This window comes from Proteiniphilum acetatigenes DSM 18083 (genome assembly GCF_000380985.1).
Taxonomy (GTDB): Bacteria; Bacteroidota; Bacteroidia; order Bacteroidales; family Dysgonomonadaceae; genus Proteiniphilum; species Proteiniphilum acetatigenes.
Window position 1 is genome coordinate 91,176 of sequence record NZ_KB905692.1, and the last position, 22,581, is coordinate 113,756.

12 protein-coding genes are annotated in these 22,581 nt (G+C 43.7%); 5 read left to right on the plus strand and 7 right to left on the minus strand.

Annotated elements, in window-relative coordinates; genetic code table 11:
- Window positions 1-3: 3 nt before the first annotated feature.
- Window positions 4-2,688, plus strand: coding sequence for an alpha-L-rhamnosidase (locus F597_RS0100260; RefSeq protein WP_019537697.1), 2,685 nt, complete (start codon window positions 4-6; stop codon window positions 2,686-2,688).
- Window positions 2,689-2,824: 136 nt separating this feature from the next.
- On the plus strand, window positions 2,825-3,028 hold the full coding sequence (locus F597_RS0100265; RefSeq protein WP_019537698.1) for a hypothetical protein: 204 nt from the start codon (window positions 2,825-2,827) through the stop codon (window positions 3,026-3,028).
- Between the two features lie 175 nt (window positions 3,029-3,203).
- On the opposite strand, the gene F597_RS0100270 is transcribed toward F597_RS0100265, so the two are convergent.
- From F597_RS0100270 to F597_RS0100300, 7 genes are all read right to left on the minus strand, one after another.
- Window positions 3,204-4,451, minus strand: a complete 1,248-nt coding sequence (locus tag F597_RS0100270; protein ID WP_026326950.1) for an MFS transporter — start codon at window positions 4,449-4,451, stop codon at window positions 3,204-3,206.
- A gap of 32 nt (window positions 4,452-4,483) precedes the next feature.
- Window positions 4,484-6,106 carry a sialidase family protein gene (locus F597_RS0100275; protein WP_019537700.1) on the minus strand — a complete coding sequence of 541 codons (1,623 nt, stop codon included), beginning with the start codon at window positions 6,104-6,106 and terminating at the stop codon, window positions 4,484-4,486.
- Window positions 6,107-6,113: 7 nt separating this feature from the next.
- Window positions 6,114-7,565 (minus strand): RagB/SusD family nutrient uptake outer membrane protein, encoded by a 1,452-nt coding sequence (locus F597_RS0100280; RefSeq protein ID WP_026326951.1) that lies wholly within the window; start codon window positions 7,563-7,565, stop codon window positions 6,114-6,116.
- A 26-nt stretch (window positions 7,566-7,591) separates the two neighbouring features.
- On the minus strand, window positions 7,592-10,693 hold the full coding sequence (locus tag F597_RS0100285; protein ID WP_245541965.1) for a SusC/RagA family TonB-linked outer membrane protein: 3,102 nt from the start codon (window positions 10,691-10,693) through the stop codon (window positions 7,592-7,594).
- Between the two features lie 141 nt (window positions 10,694-10,834).
- Window positions 10,835-11,746 carry a dihydrodipicolinate synthase family protein gene (locus F597_RS0100290; protein WP_019537703.1) on the minus strand — a complete coding sequence of 304 codons (912 nt, stop codon included), beginning with the start codon at window positions 11,744-11,746 and terminating at the stop codon, window positions 10,835-10,837.
- A gap of 139 nt (window positions 11,747-11,885) precedes the next feature.
- Window positions 11,886-12,977: a hypothetical protein gene (locus F597_RS0100295; protein WP_019537704.1), complete on the minus strand. Its 1,092-nt coding sequence runs from the start codon at window positions 12,975-12,977 to the stop codon at window positions 11,886-11,888.
- A complete protein-coding gene (locus F597_RS0100300) occupies window positions 12,962-13,708 on the minus strand; it encodes a FadR/GntR family transcriptional regulator (RefSeq protein WP_019537705.1) in 747 nt (248 codons plus the stop codon). Before F597_RS0100300 ends, F597_RS0100295 begins: the two co-directional genes overlap by 16 nt.
- Before the next feature lie 423 nt (window positions 13,709-14,131).
- Here F597_RS0100300 and F597_RS0100305 point away from each other — a divergent pair, with 423 nt between their 5' ends.
- From F597_RS0100305 to F597_RS0100315, 3 genes are all read left to right on the plus strand, one after another.
- On the plus strand, window positions 14,132-16,855 hold the full coding sequence (locus F597_RS0100305) for a glycoside hydrolase family 78 protein (protein ID WP_019537706.1): 2,724 nt from the start codon (window positions 14,132-14,134) through the stop codon (window positions 16,853-16,855).
- A gap of 94 nt (window positions 16,856-16,949) precedes the next feature.
- A complete protein-coding gene (locus tag F597_RS0100310; RefSeq protein ID WP_019537707.1) occupies window positions 16,950-19,598 on the plus strand; it encodes an alpha-L-rhamnosidase in 2,649 nt (882 codons plus the stop codon).
- 66 nt (window positions 19,599-19,664) lie between these two features.
- On the plus strand, window positions 19,665-22,448 hold the full coding sequence (locus F597_RS0100315; protein WP_044059907.1) for a family 78 glycoside hydrolase catalytic domain: 2,784 nt from the start codon (window positions 19,665-19,667) through the stop codon (window positions 22,446-22,448).
- Window positions 22,449-22,581 lie beyond the last annotated feature (133 nt).

Below are 22,581 nucleotides of genomic sequence, written 5' to 3' on the forward strand. Positions count from 1 at the left end.
ATCATGATATTAACCCACAAATACTCCCAATTGGCAATTCTAAGTATCCTCTTAATCTTCACTTTGGGATGTACCCATTCGGACAGATTTTCCATATCTGACCTTACCTGTGAAAGTTTAAAAGATCCTTTGGGGATTAACACGCTCCATCCCCGGTTTAACTGGAAAAACAATTCCAACCGCCAGGGAGCCATTCAAACGGCATATCAGATCTTAGTGGCCGACGATATCCAAAAGCTGAATGAAAAAGACGCTGATGTATGGAATTCCGGAAAAATAACCTCCTCATCGAATATATGGGTTGAGTATGCAGGAAAACCGCTTCACCCCGGACAACTCCTGTTCTGGAAAGTACGTGTTTGGGACGAGAACGGAAATGAATCATCATGGAGCAAACCGGCCCGATTCGGTGTCGGGTTGCTTGACAAGAACGATTGGACGGCTTCTTATATCGGATATCCTTCTGAAAAGGGTTTTTATAGTTGTCCGCAACTGAGAAAAACATTTTCTCTCAATAAAACGGATAAAAAGGGAGCATACCTTTTGCATGTAAATTCGCTCGGATATCACGAAGTTTTCATGAACGGAAAGAAAGTGGGCGAAGATGTATTATCGCCGGCAGTATCCCAGTTTGACAAGCGTTCCCTGATTGTGACATACGATGTGACGCCTTTCCTGAAAACAGGGAAGAACGATCTGGTCATCTGGCTGGGGAGCGGCTGGTATACCGAAGGGTTACCGGGGGTTGCAGGCAACGGCCCTGTTGTAAGGGCACAGATGGAACATGTTCACAAAGGAACCAGTGAAACTGTGTTATATACCGATGCTTCCTGGGTGGGGAGAGAAAGCGAATATAGCCGTATCAGCGACTGGATGACGGGAAGATACGGAGGCGAAACCGTTTCCGGTAATCTGGAAACACAGCATATAGTTTTTGAAGCGCCGGATGAATTGAAATGGGGAGAAATTGCGATTGCTGAAATACCGGAGCATGAAGTAACTCCTCAGACAGTTGAACCCAACAGGATCATGGAAACCATACAGCCTGCCAAAATAGAAAAACTCAATGACAGTACTTTTCTGGTGGATATGGGTAAGTGCCTCACCGGATGGTTCGAAATAACTTTTCCCGATCTGGAAAAATCACAGGAAATTGTCATGGAGTATGCCGATCATCTGGATAATAACGGAGGATTGGCAAAACAAGGACAAACGGATAAATATATTGCATCGGGCACTGGAACAGAATATTTCATCAACAAATTCAATTACCATGGCTTTCGCTATGTAAAAATCTCTAACCTCAAACAGATACCCCAATTAACAGATATAAAAGCCCATCTTATTCATACCGATTTTGAATTTACGTCTACATTTGAATGTTCGGATGAAGATCTGAACCGTATCCACGATATGATTGCCTATACGCTCCGTTGTGTGGGACTTGGCGGATACCTGGTGGATTGTCCACAGATTGAAAGATTAGGGTACGGAGGGGATGGAAATGCATCCACCATAACGGCTCAAACAATGTTTCATCTAGCCCCACTCTATAATAATTGGCTTCAGGCATGGGAAGATGTGATTCGTGAAGACGGCAGTATGCCTCACACGGCGCCTAATCCTTACGCAGCAGGAGGAGGACCCTATTGGTGTGGATTTATTATTTCCGCTTCATGGAACACCTATCAGCATTATGGTGACCGAAAGGTATTGGAAAAATATTATCCTGTAATGCAAAAATGGCTGGGATATGTCGATCAATACAGTGTAGACGGATTACTAAAAAGATGGCCTGACACCGACTACAGGAACTGGTATCTGGGAGATTGGGCCACACCGGAGGGAGTCGGCAATCCTGTTAATACAGATGAAAGATCGGTCGATCTGGTAAATAACTGTTATATTTCCGTCTGTCTCAGTCAGATGGAGAATATAGCCGGAGTACTGGGAAAAACCGAAGAAGCCAGATATTATTCCGGTAAGAGAGCGCAATTGAACAATATAATTCATGAAACCTTCTTTGATGCGCAACAGGGTTATTATGCCACCGGATCGCAGATCGATATTATTTTCCCGATGCTTGCCGGTGTGGCTCCTGTAGAATTAAAAGACGGTCTTACAAATACATTGATTGAACGGACTACAAAAGAATATGGTGGTCATTTGAATACCGGTCTGGTCGGGATACCGGTAATGATGGAATGGGCGGCAATCAATAACCAGCCCGACTTTATATACTCCATGCTGAAGAAGAAAACACATCCCGGATATTTATATATGCTGGAACAAGGAGCCAACACCACCTGGGAGCATTGGGCAGGGGATAGAAGCCGGATACATAACTGTTTTAACGGTGTAGGACAATGGTTCTATCAGGCCATAGGAGGAATTCATTCCATTCCCGGAAAACAGGCTTACAGTGAATTTCTGGTAGATCCTCAAATTCCGGAAGGCGTCACCTGGGCCAAAACAACACAGGAGACACCGTACGGAAAAATAGGTGTTCATTGGGAGCTCCATAATGAAACGATGACTATGGAAGTGGAAGTGCCTGTCGGTTCAATCGCAAAACTGATTTCCCCCGAATCCGCCATCAGTACCCGGATAAATCAGGAAGTGATTACGGATCAATCCGATACGATCTCCCTTAAAAGTGGAAAATATTTTGTGGAATATTCTTTTTAGGGATATCAAATATCTTAATATCCTCACGTTTCTTTTTGGGTATATGAATTATATGTTCCGATTTTTATTTCCCTCATTATAAAGGAATCTCGACTTTTTATATAGATTTGTAAGAGATATTTATAAGCGAAGTAATATGACCACTATTATTATTGAAGAAAATAGCCTGCAGGCAAAACAATTGGTTGAATATATCAAGACACTGCCCTACGTCACGGTAATCGAGGAAAAAAAGAAAAGTTTTCGTGAGGCTGCTGAAGAATGCAATGCGGTTCCGGTAAGTACTTTTGTCGGTGAATTACATCGACAGATCGATGAACATTTCGATAAAAACGTGTAAGTTGTCGATGTGCCATATTCGAGAAAGACTGGGTCTTCGCTTATGAATTGTTCGAGGATGGAGTTATAGTGAGAGATATGTCCCACACCTCATTGTTATCTGAATAAGATTTGTTTGATTGATTCGGACTGATCAGAAAATCTATCCGGACCGTTTTTGATCAGTTAATATAACCTTACTGATAGGTGTATTCTTTTTTCGGTTTCAGGAATACAAGCAGAACAACAATGGCTGCCAACACAATAACCGCCAGTTTACTGAAATCAGCGCCCAAATGGCCTGCATCCATTGAACTTCCCAGAACAAGGGTAATAGTATATCCCCCGAAAACGCCCGCCATGTTCATAATGCCGTATGCCGTCGCCCTGTATTTAGGCGGGATAATCTGACAGAGAATGGGCATATTATTGGCATCAAACATACCGAAACCAATACCGAAAAGTAGTGCTGCACCGATAAGGCTGATATAACTATGCCCGAATCCGAGGAGGATCAGTGAAGGGATCGTCAATCCCAGTCCGATCACACTGGTGTATATCCTCCCCCTGATATTCTTCTGTACCCATCTGTCGGACAGCGGCCCGCCGATCATTACCCCGATAAACGATGCGATAGCAATAGATATGGTGGCAATCGGCCCGGCCTGCGCCATCGGCACACCCAGGTTTGCCGTAAACAGTGTCGGCAACCAGTTTTTTGTAGCCCATCCGGGTAAACTCGGTGCCATGAAATAGAATAACATCACCCAGAAGGAGGCTGTGGCAAATAATACTGCGAATCCTTTCCATACAGGTTCCCTTTTCAGTTGTATGCTATTATCCGCTTCCGGGAGAACAATGGCTCTTCCATGTCCCTTCTTTTCATGAAGGAAAAACACCAGCAACACCGCATATAGGATACCGATAATCCCGAACCAGTGGAAAACGGTATGCCAGGAGTAATTAGCCGCAATAGTCGCTCCAAATCCGCCAAGAGCTTGTCCGGCATACAATCCGGTCATGTGGACACCTACGGCAAGCGAGCGTGTTTTATCGGAATGATAGTCGGCGATCATAGCCAGTCCCGCCGGAATATACAACGCTTCACTCACCCCCATAAAAGCACGCAGCCAGTAAACCTGTTCAAATGTCTGTGCTATTCCCATACCATATGTCACAGCCGACCAGGTAAAAAGACTTGCCACTATCAGCCATTTCCGGTTGATGCGGTCGGCAATGGCTCCGGCAAACGGACTGACCAGTCCGTAAATAAGCAGGAAAATCCCCATTAACCTCCCGAAATTTTCAGCTACCGCCAATTCCTTTATATCTATCTGCATGGAAGATTGCAGCGTCGACAGCATCTGTCTGTCAAGATAGTTCAGCAATGCCACCATCCATAACAGTCCCACTACGATCCAGGGATATATTTTACTATTTTGAATCTTCATCATGATACAAACTACTTCCTATACAATTACCGGATCTCTTTTAATGATACGGTTTGAAAAACCATATCGGCCTGGCTGCTCTCATAAAGAATACCGATAGTTGAATCATTTACCGAGGTGATACAGGAATATCCCCGTCCGCTATATTCATCCAGCAGGATATGCTTATCTTCGGGCCACGTATTGCCATCATCATAACTTACTTTTAATGTAATATGATCGCGTTTTGACGTAGAGGCGGGATTAACAAACAGCAACACGGATTTCTCAACACCATTTTCCTGATATACATGTTTATGCAGGCTTGCCATACAGGTAGGTTCTATGAGCGCTTTCCGGGAAGTGGGATGTTCCCTCCATGTTTCTCCCAGGTCGCTCGTGACAAAAACGGAACGTCCGTTCACTTCCTCATTCCCCCGGTTGCGGTTGTCCCGCATATTGAGCATGATGAACCCGTCAGCTAACTCCACAGCCATACATTCCGTCGTATTCTTTGTGGCAGGATTAGCGGTGATCCATGTTTCTCCTCCGTCTTTGCTCCAGGTGATATTGGAAAACGGTTCACCCGTCTCATCCCGCCCTTGTGTCGGGAATACCAAGGTCCCGTCGGACAGCGTGATCCCATGACCGGGAGCGGGAGCAAACAACCACCATTCTTTCTTCTTGATAGGGGTAATATTCACCGGTTCGCTCCAGGTTTGGCCGTCATCGGTACTTTTCGTGATCAGGAATTGCGATGTTTCCTTTACGCCAAATCCGGGTTGGGAACCTTTCGCCTGCCACTGATGGATATGGCGGATACTGTCTTTAGTGAGTCCTTCCACCCATTTGCCGGTTTCACGATCGAGCACTCCGTGCATCCACAACCCGGCTATGTAAATATCACCGGTATTGTCATCCACCAGAATACAGGCATCGCTTACTCCGTTGTATTTCTCCGGCAATCCGCCCCATTCGTTCATATCCAGCACAACCTGCATCGGCTCCCATGTACGGCCTCCATCGGTACTCCGGTTCAACGCGATATCCATATGTCCCTGCAAATCCCGTGCACTCTCATACCGCGCATCATAAATTGCCAGTAACGTGCCATTCTTGGATGTCGCCAATCCGGGAATACGAGAGGTATGCACATCGTCCTGCATATGCCGGCGCACCGCCACACCCACTCTGAGGCTCTGTGTATCCACAGCAGGAATATGTACCTTTCCAATATCCGTTGAAATGCTCTTACATTGCACCTTCACCCTGTGTGTAAGATCGATATTTTCTTTTAATGTGACGGATACCCAGAATGTGAGCGTATCCTCAGTAACATCGAAATTATCCTTGAAAGTAACAATAGAAGCCGGTTGCGCTTCACCGATAAGAGTATCGGTTGCAAAACGCCCTTTATCGTCTGACTTAAACAGCGATATCCGCTCAATATCGTTCAGATCGGTGGTTCCTTCCAGTGAAACACTGATCTTTTGCAACGTATAGTTCACCGGTTTTTGCCGGATCATTTCAACTTTCAGTACAGGGTTCGCATCTTTCCCGGTTAATACCGGGAGAACAGGACTGCTAATCCCAACCTCTACATTATCGTTATATCCACATGACTGGAATAAGATAATTAGTATAAATATTATGGTAACTATTTTTTTCATTCGTCCCTTATTTATCGTATCCAGGTGTTTGTGTAAGATTCGGATTTCTATTGATAGATGCCTGCGCTATCGGCCATAGCAATACATTTAATTCATTCTCGCGTCCTTCCAGATAGGAATTTTTTTCAAAAGCTACACCAAAGCGAATATAATCCCACCATAGTTTTCCTTCTGCGGCAAATTCTTTCAGTCGTTCATTCAATATAGCCTCTTCAATTGCAGAAGAAGATAATCCGGAAGTATAAAAGTCTTTCGTTCCATAGGCTCTTTCAGCTACTTTGTTCAGCGAAGCAAGTGCGCCAGTCAAATCCTGTTTTGCTAATTTTATTTCGGCATCAAACAACAGAGCATCAGCATACCGATACACAATTACATCCGAATCAAATATCCGTGTTCCATTTGTCCATTCACCGGCAAATTTATTGATCCATTGAAATGTTGCATTTTTCGGTTCATCGAAATAGGTTTCAAAACTTACTTTTGTCCTTTGGTCATTGTCATTCTCAGAAAGGATTGCCTTATATTCTTCCGTATAAAAACACCATTGCTGATGGCTTCCTACTTTTACAGGATTTTCAATAGCTTCCTCTGAAACATACTGCGAAGGAACAAGATAGTCAGCTGGATAACCGCCCGTATACTCATCCTTGATATAACTCCATGCGAAAATAATCTCTTTTCCCATTTCATTTTCAAAAACAGTAGCGAAACTTTCTTCCAGACCATAAGTAGAATTGGCCAATACAGCAGTAATAGCTGTACTTGCCGCATCCAGATTCGTTTGTCCTCCGTTTCTTACCTTGTACATCCACAGGTTATAGTCGGCCTTCAGCATATTAATAGAAGCTGCTGAGGCAAGATTCCTATCTGTTATGTTCGATGGCATCAAAGACAATGCCATTTCTATATCATCATTTACCTGTTGAAACAGTTTTTCTGCCGGATCCCGTTCAGGGAAAAGCCCTTCCTGTTTATCGGACTCAAAACCGTCCAGTAATACCGGAGCATCTCCCCATACACGACCGATCCAGTAATAACAGAAAGCCCTCACATAATAAGCATTCGCCAATACCTTATTTTTAGCTTCGTCACTGTTAAAGGCAATATCCGGTGTATATTTGAGTATCAGATTTGCCTGATTGATGGTAGTGTACAGATCTTCCCAGTTTGCATATCCATGGTTGGTAGGTATCTGGTTTTGATAAACCTGATCACGGGCGGTCTGTCCGGTCAATCCGTCACCCCACAATCCTGTGCGGTACTCTCCCCAATACATATAACCCTGGGAAAAGGTCGATCTGAATTTATTATATAAACCATACATGGCTGAGGTAGCATCTCCTTCATCCTGCCACATTGAATTTGCGGATACTTCACTTTTTTGTTGAATATCCAGATCGGCATGACAAGCAGTAAGTACCGCAAAAATCGTCAATAATATTATTATTTTAAGTCTCATAATTTTAGATTTTTATTGAGTGAGGTTTAGAATGTAACTTTTACACCTACCGAATATTTCCGGATAGGGGGATAGTTATAATAGCCGGCATTATAGGTAGTAGATGCTCCTACTTCGGGAGATACCCCTTCCACTTGCGTAAAATAATGCAAGTTATTTCCCGACAGTGTGACTGCTAAATTCTGAATTCCAAATTTCGTCAGTCTATCAGAAGGAACAGTATATTGCAGGCTAACTTCACGGATACACAGGTAGTCACCTTTATAGTTAAATATATTGGATGTTCTGCTGAAGTTAGCGTTTCCGTCATCCGGGTCATTTGCTGTAAACCGGGCGTATTTCGTATCATCTCCCGGTTGTTTCCAGGTCTCTTTTACTTTATCTATCAAGGTATAATTATTGGCAAACGTATTCATAAAATAACGCATCTCTGAATTATTGTTGATAGAGTGCCCTAACGCCCAATCCAGGAAAATATTCAGAGACACATTCTTATAAGTGAGACTATTGTTCAGCCCTCCTGTAGAATGAGGAACGGTATATCCCAGGAAAAACTGATCCTGGCTGTCGATATAATCTTTCCCGTCTCTGGTCAGACTCCCCGGCCGGTTCTTCCATTCATAATCTCCGATCTCTTTGCGTCCGGCAATTCTTTTTCCGTCGGAATGACGGTATCCTTTCGCAGAATTATCATACATGGCGTTATCGGCCTGTGCCTGTGTTTCTATTATGTAATCCACCATATATCCGTAATACCGGTAAAGTGGCTCTCCTTCGGCAGTTCCCCCAAAAGCGGTTCCATCGGCCAGGGTAATACCACCGATACGGTTACGGTCACGCCCGTTATCCGGGAGTTTCAATACCTTGTTTTTCACAAAACTCCAAGTAAGCTTTGATGACCATTCAAAGTCTTTGGTCTGAATATTGGTCGAACCGATTTCTATATCGAATCCGTAAAACTTTACTTCCCCGATATTGGTTTGCACATTGGCAAAACCGGTCGTATTAGGAAGTTCTTTACTGAAAAGAAGATTTTCCGTTCTCTTATCAAAATAGTCTGCATTCACCGTCAGCCGGTTATTGAATAGTGATAAGTCAAAACCCAAATCCAATTGCGTAGAAGTTTCCCACGTCAGATCCAGATTCGGCATCGTGGCGGGAACAATACCCGCAATACCGTCGTATTTTGCGTTCGTCGAATATCTTCCATACGCATCATATAATCCGATCGCATTATTCCCGGTCTGCCCATAACTGACCCTTAATTTTAGATCATCCAGATTCCTGATTCCTTGCATAAAATCCTCATCGGAAATAATCCAACCGGCTGATGCTCCGGGGAAAAAACCCCATTGATTACCCGGCACGAAACGGGAAGATGCATCCTCACGAAATGTTGCAGAAAAAAGATATTTCTTTTTAAAATCGTAAGATAAACGCCCAAAATAGCCGATCGTAACGTCCTCCGTATAATTGCTGGTTGCATTCTTTTTATTCGGCCCGGCTGTCAGTGTCGGCACTTTATCAGAACTTGCCCCATCTACCTCTGCCGCCAGTGCCTGATTAATATCTTTCTGATAAGAATATCCACCCATTAAAGAAAAGGAATGATTATCAATCCCTTTATTGTAGGTTGCATATATTTCCAATTTATCCCTCCTGAGTTCACCAAAAGAGGATTTGGCAGGACGTAATCCGTTAAATTCATTCGCTTTCTGGAAACTATCACTCTTATAATGATGATTGTAAGTCGATAATTGAGTCTCCAGCCTAAGCCCATCTATGATCCGGTAAGTCAACTTACCAAATGCAGACAGCCGTTTGTCCTCCCGACTCTGATCATTATAATAGGCATACCATAACGGATTAGGGGAGGTTGCATTGTAACCTTTTGTGGGAGTTCCGTCTTCATTATATTTCTTTTGTGTGGGAGGAGTCGCCAAACCCCGTGATATAACATTCATCTGGTTTTCATATTCCTGGGATTCGGTACGGGAATAATCAAACCCGCCCATAAACGACAAGAACTTATTGATATTCACATCAATATTACTCCGCAAACTTAAGCGTGAATAATTGGTTGCGATAGCCACACCGGCATCATCCGTATATCCTAAACTGATATTATACCGAACACCCTCATTTCCTCCGTCAAGCCCCACATAATAATTCTGCCACATGGCTTGCTTATAAATTTCATCCTGAAAATTATTATCCTGAAAAATCAGCGTCTTTGTAGGATCCAACGGATCCGGCATGGACTGATAACCAGCCGGTACAGATTCGCCATCATTCAGATAACGGGTTGAATATATGGATGAAGCTGTATTACCGGAACTGGCTGAATAACCGTCCATCCAATTAAATTGTGGATTCGGGCCTACTGCAACGGCCGGACGCACGATACTCAAATAATCGGCAGCATTCATGAATTTATATAAAGTAGCGGCCTCCTGTAATGCCACATTGGCCTCAAAAGTAATGTTCGGCGCTTTATTTACCGATCCTTTCTTCGTTGTGATCAATACCACACCGTTCGATGCTCTTGATCCGTAAATGGCTGTCGAAGCAGCGTCTTTTAACACTTCTATGGATTCGATGTCATTCGGATTTATTCCGCTGAACGCCCTTTCCACTCCATCTACCAGAATAAGCGGTTCATTACTTTTATTAATAGAGGAACCTCCCCTGATACGGATGGTTGCATCTGCACCAGGAGTATTATCGTTAGAATATATCCGAGCTCCGGCTATTTTTCCTTTCAATCCTTCCCCCACGGTACTGATCGGAATATTCTGCAATGCTTCCCCGCCGACTTTTGTAATAGCAGAAGTTACCGTACGCCTGGATTGTGTGCCATATCCCACCACAATAACCTCATCCAGACCTACAGTCGAAGCATTCAGAATAACATTGATATGTTCCTGATTCGTAATTCTTATATCCTGAGTTTGAAATCCCACATAAGAGAATTCTAAAATTGCTCCCTGAGACACTCTTATTTCAAAATTACCATCTATATCCGTAACCGTCCCCTGAGTAGAACCTTTGACTACTACTGAAACGCCAGGCAACGTTTCTCCCTCATTATCATGTACTACCCCGCTAACGGTTATTTCCTGTGCCATAAGGAAAGATAATGAAGCAAACAAGAAAATAAAAAAGGCTAAAAATCGACAATTTTTTCTCATCTTTGTAATGATTTTAAGATATCCGTGTTTTAAAATTATTGTAGAAAGGGGTACTATTTGCAGGATGTATCCCTTTCTCTATTTTCCCCAAAAACCAATTTCTTCCAGATCTTTTCTGAGAGAATCGTATTCTGCTTTATCCAGCGGAGCAATGGGTAAACGACATTCTCCGCATTCGATCCCGATCAGATTCATAATGGCTTTTCCGCCTCTTACTCCTCCTCCGTATTTGATAATTACTTTGACAACCTCGATGGATTGCATCTGAAATACCCGTGCAGACACAAGATCTCCTTCTTCCATCGCTTTCATGATATTCAAATAGACGGAAGCCAGATAATTATAGGTACTCCCTACACCGGCAACCGCACCCAATGCCAATCCACAGACAAGCATCTCATCATACCCATGCAATACTTCGAACGCTCCATTGTTAAGGTGGATGCAGTCTCCCATTTCCATCAGGTTGTTGTGCGTATATTTCACACCCGCCAGGTTGGGTATCTCCTGTTTTCCTTCCCGTAAAAATTGGGCAACAGATAGACTAACCCCTGTCATTGCAGGCATGTTGTAATAGTAAAATGGAAGTTCAGCAGCTGCAGCCGCTACCGGCTTAAAAAAATTTATAAGGTCGCGCACAGAAGAAGGTTTAAAAAACCCGGGAGCAATGGAACCGATACCCCAGGCTCCGGTCTCTGCCGCATAACGGGAAAGCTCCATCGATTCGCGTTGATTATCGCTACCCACATGTGCAATTACTTTAAAACGCCCTTCAGCCGCTTTTACCCAATGTTCCAGGATCAGCTTCCTCTCTTCCGTCGTCAATGAGGTGAATTCGCCCGTTGTTCCACATACAAACACACCCGAGATACCCGAATCAGCGATATGCTGTGCATATTGATCTATGACAGCATAATGAATATCGCCATTCGGAAGCATGGGGGTAAAAGTTGCAGCAACCAAGCCTTTTAGTCTCTGATAATTTTTCATTTTGATTTATTGATAAGATAATTAGTATTTAATTACGTACTATCCCAAGATAGCCGGTAAGTTATTTCTCTGTCGATGCATTCTTTTCCTGACGGAGAAATATTTCCCTAATGGTACGTTTTCCTCTCCTGCCGACAGGTTATTGTTCTAATGGTACAATCTGTCCCTCATAAACAAGAGGTATTCTTATTCCGGGTTTTATTTCTCCGCTGGTAATATAAAATTTGTTTTCCCGTATGGCAATATTGGTAGTAACCGGAACGGGAAAAGGCACTATTCCCTCATGGACGAAGGTATTCGACATAGGGCTGTACACCCTGATGATATTCTCAAAACCCGGATGTTCGTACGATCCGGGAAGCAACTTCGCAACTCCACCGAAGAAGACAATGTTATCCAGATTCACAAGTGCGGTTCCCGCCATCACCGGAAAAAATCCCTGAAGTTGCGTCCACCTGTTTATATCCGGATCATACCTGTGCCCGTCTGTTAATACCTCCACATAACCGGAGGAACGATAATCCCGCCCACTGAAAAGATAAAAACCGGGATACTTTCCGTCTTCGAAGGCAACACTCACTGCGTAACCCCGTGGATTACCATCCCAGGAAGGTAAAGCAACCCATCCTTTGTCCTTACGGTCAAGGTCTAGTACGAAAAAATGATTCGTTGCCTCTTCTTCGATCATCTTTTCCTGACCTCCGGCTATATATATTTTATTATTCAAAAGCGCACCTGTAGCATTTGCTAAAGGGACCGGCAAGGAAGGCCAATCATAAGAGAGCTTAAAAACTCCCCCTTCCTTATAGATGAGGAAGACATCATCAAAACACCGTTTCATGTCACATCCTCCTATACACAGCAGACCTTCTGCCAATTGTATGGACACGCCATAGGCAATAGCTGCAGGCAGAAAATCAGTTATAATCCCCCACTGAAAATCCAGGGTGTCCGTATATGCATGATAAAGTGTTCTCTCCCAACTCTTTTTTCCTCCCTCCCATGGCATCTTATCAGGAAAATTTGCTCCTCCCGCAATAATCAGTTCATTGCCGACAAATCCAGAAAATGCACCTGCAACACCTCTGTTTTGTTCATTATCCGAAAGCGGAGGAAGAGAGTTCGAATTATTCCATTCTATCCGACAAGGTAATGGCAGATTATCCATTGCATACATGACAGAAGTAGTACTCATGGCAATCAAAAAAGATATTATTACTTGACAACGCATTTTGAATGATGAATAGTTTCGTTTTTTTGTCGAATAAAAATCTTATACACCTCGAAATGTTGCTCTAATGCTCTTCTATAACCGTCTTCATCATTTTCTTTCAAATAGTGTAACAGATCCTGATGGGTGACAATACGCCCTTCTTCTTTGAGTTTAATATTGATAGGAGCCAGATATTCCTTGAATTTATCCTTTACAAAGGTCATAACCGGATGCACAATATTCTGAAACTCAGCGATGGTTTTATTTCCTGTTATCTGATACAATCTCGTATGGAAGGTAAATTCACTGAAAGGAGCATATTCATTGTTCTCATACATAATACCCACCTTTACAATTTCTTCGAGATCTTCTATGTCTTTCGGCGTAATATTCCTGAAAATATCGCTGCATATTCCTATCTCTAATGCAATCCTGAATCCCAGAATATCAAATAACGCGTCTTCACTTAAAATACGGGGATCTACCACCCGTTTCATTCCTCCAAGTATGGAGGGTTCCGAAAGTATCATACCTCTTCGGGTACGGGTTTCAATCATACCCATCATCTTTAACCGGCTTAACGCTTCACGCAATACGCTCCGGGCTACACCTAAAGAAGCCGACAATTCCATTTCATTCGGAATAGGATCCCCCGTTTGAAGATCTTTCTCTCTAAAATAGGTCAAAAGTTTGTCTTCCACCTGATCCACCAGGGTAACAGAATTATTCTGAATTTTCAGTCTTTCCATGAGTAATTGATATTTTACGTACTTTATACGTCTTGTATTAATTATATGATTTGTCTGACAAATATACGGTCAATATTTTTTAATAAACAAAAAGTAATTTGCATTTTAACTAATAAAGTCCACTTTTTAAATTTGTTTCACAAATACAAGCTTCTCAAGAATATTTTCTTAACTTTTAAGGAAATTGGAATGTGTTATCCATCCTTATGAATACATCAATAGTTCCCGACAGATTAAATTTAACCATTTACCACGAACCGGGTAAAAAATAATTTATATCCGACAATCCTTTCCCATATCAAATAGCTTAGTCTTTATATCATTTCGAATAATTTACAAAATGGAAATAATGTTTTATTTTTGTAAGATATAGTTTCTTGTGCCGGAATTAAGCAATAATGTCACCATACAAAAAACAACAACATGTTCTTATTAAACCGACTAACTACTTTACACAAGTTTCAAAAGCCGGGAATTTTAATTATCCTGTCAACCTTTCTATTCTGTGCTCACAATACAGTATATGGAAATAACATTCATCCGCTCAGGATCATAAAACTTACCTGCGAGTACCAACAAGATCCGCTTCTGGTTGCTTCAGACACCCCTCATTTCGGATGGCAATTGCAATCGGATCAACAGGAAGCAGTTCAATCTGCCTACACCATAGAGATTTATACCCGTATTAAAGGTAAAGAAGTAAAAATATGGGATTCCGGAAAAGTACAATCCAGTCAAAACCAACGGGTAAAGTACGATGGCATGGAAACATTGGAACCGGGAAGAAAGTACCGATGGAGAGTCAAAGCCTGGGATACCCGGAATAATTCTTCGGAATGGAGTGATATGAACAGTTTCCGGATGGCTCCTTCGGATACGGAATTAAAAGCCGAATGGATCGGAGCGATTGACAAAAAAGAGGCCAATATCCCGGAAGGAAGAGCCTATCACGCACTGGCTGCCTCATCGGAAGCAGCAGAAAAATGGAGGAATACCCATCCCCTTTCCAAAAGAAGTATCTATCTGAGAAAAGAATTTTCCGTCGACAAGAAAATTAATGAAGCAATTATCTATATCAGCGGATTAGGGCATTATGAACTTTCATTGAATGGAGAAAAAGTGGGAGATTCCCAGTTTGATCCGATGTGGAGCGATTACTACAAGACAATCTATTATAATGCCTACGATGTGACTCATTCCCTGCAACAGGACAATGCTATCGGAGTATTGTTGGGAAACGGATTCTTTAATCAGCAGGGTGGCCGGTATGTAAAAATGCAGGTGAGTTTTGGTCCCCCTACCCTGTTTTTTAAACTTCAAATAACTTATACGGACGGTACAAAAGAGGTAATCGGTTCGAACGAAAACTGGAAATATTCTTTAAGCCCGATTATCTTCAATGATATGTATGGTGGTGAAGACTATGACGCAAGGCTGGAGCAGAATGGTTGGGATAGTTATGGATTCGATGAGTCGGATTGGTTACCGGTAGTAATACAAAGTGCCCCCAATGGCCGCCTGACACCACAGATCACTGCTTCTGTTAAAATAATGGAAACATACACACCTAAGTCGGTGAAAAAAGTGGGTGATGCATATGTCTTCGATATGGGACAAAACCTGTCGGGCTTTCCAAAGATCAAAGTCTCGGGAAAATCAGGAGATAAAGTCAGGTTAACAGTAGGTGAAAACATTCACGAAGACGGCTCTGTAAATCAATCACAATCGGGATCGCCCTATTATTATGAATATACTTTAAAAGGAGAGACGGAAGAGACATGGCATCCCCGTTTCTCCTACTACGGTTATAAATATATTCAGGCAGATGGTGTTAAGCCGGAAGAGGTACAGTCTCATTTCGTGTATAATTCGAGCATCCAAACAGGTCGTTTTCACTGTTCAAATGAGATATTCAATGAGGCTCACCGGATTATTGTGAATGCGATCAAAAGTAATATGCACGCTGTGTTTACCGATTGTCCCCACCGTGAAAAACTCGGATGGCTGGAACAGGTACATCTGAACGGTCCTGGATTGTTTTACAATTTTGACCTGACCACATTTGCACCGAAGATCATGCAGGATATACGCGATGCACAGCTTCCAAACGGTCTGGTTCCCGATATTGCTCCCGAATATGTTATTTTTGAAGGAGGATTCCGCGATTCTCCCGAATGGGGAAGTACAGCCGTTTTCCTGCCGTTCATGTATTACCGGTTCTACGGAGATAAATCCCTGATCACGGAATACTACGACGTAATGAAAAAGTATGCCGATTACCTTTCTACTACCGCAACTGACCATATTGTTTCACATGGACTGGGTGACTGGTGCGATTACCGGAAAGACGAGCCGTACGGCGTATCCAAGAACACTCCGGTACCTTTGTCCGCATCTACTCACTATTATATGGTGATTGACTATCTTGTGCAGGCTGCCGAAATAACAGGCAATTCCAACGATCATACCTACTACACAAACCTCAGAGAGCAGGTAAAAGAGGCATTTAATAAAGAGTTCTTTGATGAAAACACCCGGCAATACGGTACGGGAAGCCAGGCATCAAATGCCATGCCGTTGTTTGCAGGTATTGTGGAACCCCAATACAAACAGGCTGTGCTGGATAATTTAGTGAAAGATATAGAAGAAAAAGGGTATAGGCTTTCTACGGGGGATGTCGGGAATAGATATCTGTTCCAGACATTAGCGGATAACGGATTGAACGAGGTCATGTACAAAATGCATAATCACAGGGAAGTGCCCGGATACGGGTTTCAACTGCAATTCGGCACCACAACACTGACTGAATTATGGGATCCGAGAGACGGTGCATCGTGGAACCATTTCATGATGGGTCAGATTGAAGAGTGGTTCTATAAATCGCTGGCTGGAATAACAACAGAAGACTACAGCGGGTTCCAAAACATAGTGATTGCACCTGAACCGGTGGGAGATCTGAAGTTTGTAGAAGCATCCTACGATACTTTGTATGGCACGATCTCCGTCAACTGGAGAATCGATGGCAACCAATTTAAAATGGATTTGTTCGTCCCCCACAATTGCACGGCCAAAGTATATCTTCCGCAACAAGAAGACTACACCTCCGTGGGGAGCGGACATCACTCGTTTACAACAACAATAAATTAATTCGATAATTTAACGATTTGACAATTAATCAGATGATCAATAAATATATAAATCAGTAAATCGTTTTTGGTCTATACTAAAACAATCTTTTATTATGGTAAAATTATGCAGATATACCATTCTGGTTATACTACTTTCGTTCAGTTATTTTCTGAAAGGTCAATCATCTTCATTACCGGTCAGTCTGAAAACCGATCATCTCGAAAATCCTATCGGGATAGATAACCCTAATCCCAGATTGGCATGGAGAATTGAAGACAACAGGGAGGGGGCACGACAGTCTGCCTACAGGGTTATTGTCGGAACCGATTCCCTGAAAGTAGTGAACGGAGAAGGGGAAGTTTGGGATTCCGGAAAAATAAATTCGGACAGGCAACTTGTCACCTATGAAGGCAAAGACCTTACACCGTTCACCAGATATTACTGGAAGGTGATGGTATGGGATGCATGGCAAAATGAAAGCAAATCCGATATCCAGTCTTTTGAAACCGGGATGATGGACATCAGCAATTGGCAAGGGAACTGGATCAGTGACGGAAGGGATATACATTATTTGCCCGCACCTTATTTCCGTAAGAAATTCGAGACTGACAAAGAAATTGTATCAGCCCGTGTATATATTGTCGTCGCCGGATTATACGAGTTCTATATTAACGGAGAAAAAATCGGCAACCAACGACTCGATCCGATGTACACCCGCTTCGACAGAAGAAACCTCTATGTCACCCATGATGTGACTACCCAGCTGCAGAAAGGAGAAAATGCCATGGGAGTAATTCTGGGCAACGGATGGTATAACCATCAGTCCATGGCCGTATGGGATTTTCACCGGGCGCCCTGGCGCAACCGTCCCGCTTTCTGCCTCGACCTGCGGATTACTTACGTTGACGGTACTGTAGAGACCATCCCCTCTAACCTGAGCTGGAAAAAATCGGACAGCCCCGTAATCTTTAACAGTATCTATACGGCGGAACATTACGATGCCCGGATGGAACAGGATGGATGGAGCAAGCCGGAGTTTGATGATTCACAATGGCAGGGGGTGGGGTTACGCTCTACTCCTTCCCAGAATATTACTGCGCAACAATTGAGACCGATACGGAATGCATTGACAATACCCGCAGTATCCATCAATAAAATAGATGAAAAGACGTATGTATATGATTTCGGGCAAAATATGTCGGGGGTGACCAGAATAAAAGTCTCCGGTGAAGAAGGTACCGAGCTACGGATAAAACATGGTGAACGGCTCCACCACAATGGCCGTGTGGATATGTCCAATATTGATGTATATTACCGGGGAGACAGGGAAAAAGATCCGTTTCAGACGGATATTCTTATTCTGAGCGGAAAAGGAGAGGATGAGTTTATGGCGCGTTTCAATTACAAAGGATTCCGTTATGTGGAAGTAACGAGCAGTAAACCGATTGAACTGGATAAAAACAACCTGACTGCTTATTTTATGCATAGCGATGTACCGCCGATCGGGAAAATTGAGACTTCAAGTGACCTTATCAATAAATTATGGTGGGCAACCAATAATGCCTATCTGTCAAATCTGATGGGTTATCCTACTGACTGCCCGCAACGCGAAAAAAACGGCTGGACTGGCGACGGCCATTTTGCCATCGAAACCGCATTGTACAATTTCGACGGTATTACAGTATATGAGAAATGGCTGGCCGACCACCGGGACGAACAACAACCCAACGGAGTGTTGCCCGACATTATTCCTACGGGAGGATGGGGGTATGGCACTCATAACGGGTTAGACTGGACCAGTACAATTGCCATTATTCCCTGGGAAATATACAGGTTCTATGGTGACAGTAAACTATTGGAAGACTGTTACGGGAACATCAAACGGTATGTGGATTATGTGGATCGTACAAGTCCCGGGGGTCTGACCTCATGGGGACGTGGAGACTGGGTACCGGTGAAATCACGTTCCAATCTGGAACTGACTTCCTCTGTCTACTTCTATGTAGATGCAAAAATACTGGCTGAAGCGGCGAATCTATTCGGAAAAGAAGACGATTACCGGTATTACTCCGCATTGGCGGAGAAAATCAAAAATGCCATCAACAAAAAATACCTGGATCGTAAAACCGGCATTTATGCCAGTGGTACTCAAACCGAACTAAGTGTGCCGCTTCAGTGGAAAGTGGTTCCGGAAGATATGATACCCAAAGTAGCACAGAATCTCGCAAAGAAAGTGGAAGAAGCAGGATTTCACCTGGATGTAGGTGTATTAGGTGCCAAAGCTATTTTGAACGCATTAAGTGAAAACGGTTATCCCGATGTGGCGTATAAGGTAGCGGTACAGGACACTTATCCCTCCTGGGGCTGGTGGATCGTGAATGGAGCCACTACCCTGCTCGAGAACTGGGATCTGGATGCAGAGCGGGATATTTCCGACAATCACATGATGTTCGGCGAGATCGGCGCATGGTTCTTTAAAGGACTGGGAGGCATCTACCCCGATGCTGCACAGCCCGGTTTCAAGCATATTATCCTGCGCCCCCACTTTGAGAAAGATCTGGAGAGATTCGACGTACAGTTTCATTCACCTTATGGTTTGATCCACTCTCAATGGGAATGGAAGAAAGGAAAGATAAACTATCGGGTTGTGGTACCTGCAAACAGCAGTGCCACTTTGTATCTTCCCGATTATGTGGAAGGGAACAAATTAATAAAACTGGATGCAGGAACCCACAATTTTACCTTTACAATGAATAGTTGAGGGATTGGTTTGGGATTTGTTGATGTGATAATTTAACAATATGATGATTAGTAATTAAATATCCGTATGAGACCAAAAATAATTTTGATCCTATTGACTTTTCTGGCAACATGTTCTCTATCTTCCAACCCGAAAAGTAGCGTACTCCCTGTTCAACTCACCTGTGAACACCTGAAGAATCCGGCAAGTCTGGATGTAGCGCATCCACGTTTCAGTTGGGTACTCCAACCGACCGATGAATCAGCTTACGGACAACGACAAACAGCATACCGCATACTGGTAGGAAGTTCGCTACAAAAAAGAGCTGACCATTTCGGCGACATGTGGGACAGCGGATGGATCGAATCGGACAATATGCAACTGATAGAATACGGAGGTAAACCGCTGCAATCCGACCAAAAATATTACTGGACGGTATCGGTCAAAGATGAAAAGGGAAGGATCTCGGCTTACGGTAAAACAGCCGAATGGAGTACCGGATTGTTCTCACAGGATGAGTGGACGGCAAAATGGATCGGTACGGACGAGGTTTATAATCCGGCCGAAGGGCCTAATAAGATGCAGGATCCCTGGTTCCGTAAAACATTCGATTTAAAGGAAAAGCCTTCTAAAGCGACTCTGTTTGTCGCTTCGGTAGGATATCATGAAGTGTATGTCAATGGAAAGAAGATCGACGACCACGTGCTTGCACCGGCAGTGACGGATCACACCAAACGGGCCCGTTATATTGCCTACGATATTGCACCCGCACTCACCTCCGGCACCAACGTTATTGTGTTGTGGCTGGGAACCTCATGGTCTATTTTCGGTCCTTATGCGACTCCCGATAAACCCCGGACACCTATCGTGATTGCACAGACAGATATCTATAGTAAAGAGAACTCAATACCAATGAGAATCATCACTGACGAGTCGTGGAAAACACATCCCAGTCCCAATATGCTGACCGGCAACTGGGGATTCGGTGTAGGCGGCTATGGAGGCGAGATCTGGGATGCCGGCAAAGAGGTGAAAGGATGGAATCTGGCAACTCTCGATGACCGTAACTGGAAAAACGCCACAATATACACACCGACGCTGAAACTATCGGCTCAGCAGGTAGAGACCAATATCCTGTTTGACGAAATCCGTCCCGTCTCCATCGATTCCCGCCCTGATGGTACTTATCGTGTGGATATGGGTGTGAATTTCGCAGGATGGACACAAATTTCTGTACAGGGTAACCCCGGAGATACCGTTCATTTCCTTTTTTCAGAACGGGAACAGGATGATATCACATTCGGGTTGATGAACTCTTTCGTGATCGGTGCTTCAGGAAAAGGAACATTTGAAAACCGATTCAATTACAGTTCGGGAAGATGGATCACGATCAAAGGCTTGAAATCGGCTCCGAAAAAAGAGGAGATCAAAGGATGGATGGTACGTACCGCTTTCGATAATGCAGCCCGTTTCGAGTGTTCCGATCCGTTGCAGAACTGGATCTACAATACGGTAAAATGGACTTTTGAGAATCTGTCTCTCGGCGGATTTATCGTCGACTGTCCCCAACGCGAACGATTCGGCTATGGCGGCGATGCACATGCCACTTCCGAAACCGGCCTGTTTAATTACAAACTGGGTGCTTTCTATACCAAATGGCTGGAAGACTGGCGCGACGTACAGGGAACAGAACCGATGACGGGCAATATGAACGATCCGGCATGGGCACGCAAGCAGGAAGGAAGCGGCAGGATACTGGGTGGAGGTATACTCCCTCAGACAGCACCAACCTACCATGGTGGCGGCGGCCCGGCATGGGGCGGAATAGTGGTCACCCTCCCGTGGTTCATATACCAACATCATGGTGATATGAGGGTGCTCGAAGATAATTTCGAGATGATCAAAGGCTGGTTGGAATTTCTCGATACCCATGTAGAAAACGATATGCTCAAACGATACGGCGCCCGGTGGGATTTCCTGGGCGACTGGCTCTGGCCGGGAGCTACGTCGCAAGGGATGAATAACTATTCCGATGAAAACCTGTTTTTCAATAATTGTTATTGGGTGTATAACCTGAAAACTGCAGCACAAATAGCCAGGGTGGTTGGAAGAACTGAAGAGGCAGAACAATGGGCGCGTCAGGCAGAACAGTCATCTAAGGCCATCCATGCCAAATATTATCACCCGGACGATCATAATTATTCGGACAGATCGATGCGGAGCCTTTCTGCGGCTCTCTATGGCGATATCATGCCAGATGAATTACGCCCAAAAGTGATGGAGAGGCTGGCTGACGAGATTCTCGTTCATAAGAACGGACATATCGACGTAGGGATCACCGGTGGTGCAATGCTTTTTAAAGTATTGCGTGAAGAGGGGCGAGACGACCTCATCTACTCCATGACATCCCAGACCACCTATCCGAGTTGGGGGCTTATGCGTAAAAGCGGAGCCACTACTATATGGGAGATGTGGGAAAAGGATTTGCCGGGGCACTCACTGCTGCACAGCTCTTATCTCTATCCCGGTGCGTGGTATATCGACGGTGTGGCCGGTATCAGAAGGGATCCTGATGTTCCCGGATTCAGAAAGTTTATGATACGGATACCTAAGCTCACCGAAACACAAATATCCTCTGCAAAAGCTTCGTTCGATTCTCCTGCCGGGTTGATAGAATCCTCATGGGAGCGTAAAAACGGAAGGATTACATTAAATGTAACTGTACCGCCAAACTGTACCGCAACAGTCCTGTTCCCCTATGACAACGAAAAAACCGTACATGTGAATGCTGAACATGTGAAAGAAACCGGTAGGAAAGAAGGATATATCCTTTTTGAAATTCCGGCAGGAAAGTACCGGTTCAATAATTGACCGATATTGATTTGATAATATGTCATGTGGAAAGTGGGAAGGTGAAAAATGAAAAGTGAATTTTCTTAGGAACGAGGACAGAGTCAGGTTCACTTGTACTCTGCCGAGAGACGACTGAAAATCTACGTAGTAA

What these genes read in the sequence shown, in the direction of transcription:
- F597_RS0100260 (WP_019537697.1), top strand. Translation starts at nt 4, where the DNA reads ATGATATTAACCCACAAATACTCCCAATTGGCAATTCTAAGTATCCTC.
- F597_RS0100265 (WP_019537698.1), top strand. Translation starts at nt 2,825, where the DNA reads ATGACCACTATTATTATTGAAGAAAATAGCCTGCAGGCAAAACAATTG.
- F597_RS0100275 (WP_019537700.1), bottom strand. Translation starts at nt 6,106, where the DNA reads ATGAAAAAAATAGTTACCATAATATTTATACTAATTATCTTATTCCAG.
- F597_RS0100280 (WP_026326951.1), bottom strand. Translation starts at nt 7,565, where the DNA reads ATGAGACTTAAAATAATAATATTATTGACGATTTTTGCGGTACTTACT.
- F597_RS0100285 (WP_245541965.1), bottom strand. Translation starts at nt 10,693, where the DNA reads ATGGCACAGGAAATAACCGTTAGCGGGGTAGTACATGATAATGAGGGA.
- F597_RS0100290 (WP_019537703.1), bottom strand. Translation starts at nt 11,746, where the DNA reads ATGAAAAATTATCAGAGACTAAAAGGCTTGGTTGCTGCAACTTTTACC.
- F597_RS0100295 (WP_019537704.1), bottom strand. Translation starts at nt 12,977, where the DNA reads ATGCGTTGTCAAGTAATAATATCTTTTTTGATTGCCATGAGTACTACT.
- F597_RS0100300 (WP_019537705.1), bottom strand. Translation starts at nt 13,708, where the DNA reads ATGGAAAGACTGAAAATTCAGAATAATTCTGTTACCCTGGTGGATCAG.
- F597_RS0100305 (WP_019537706.1), top strand. Translation starts at nt 14,132, where the DNA reads ATGTTCTTATTAAACCGACTAACTACTTTACACAAGTTTCAAAAGCCG.
- F597_RS0100310 (WP_019537707.1), top strand. Translation starts at nt 16,950, where the DNA reads ATGGTAAAATTATGCAGATATACCATTCTGGTTATACTACTTTCGTTC.
- F597_RS0100315 (WP_044059907.1), top strand. Translation starts at nt 19,665, where the DNA reads ATGAGACCAAAAATAATTTTGATCCTATTGACTTTTCTGGCAACATGT.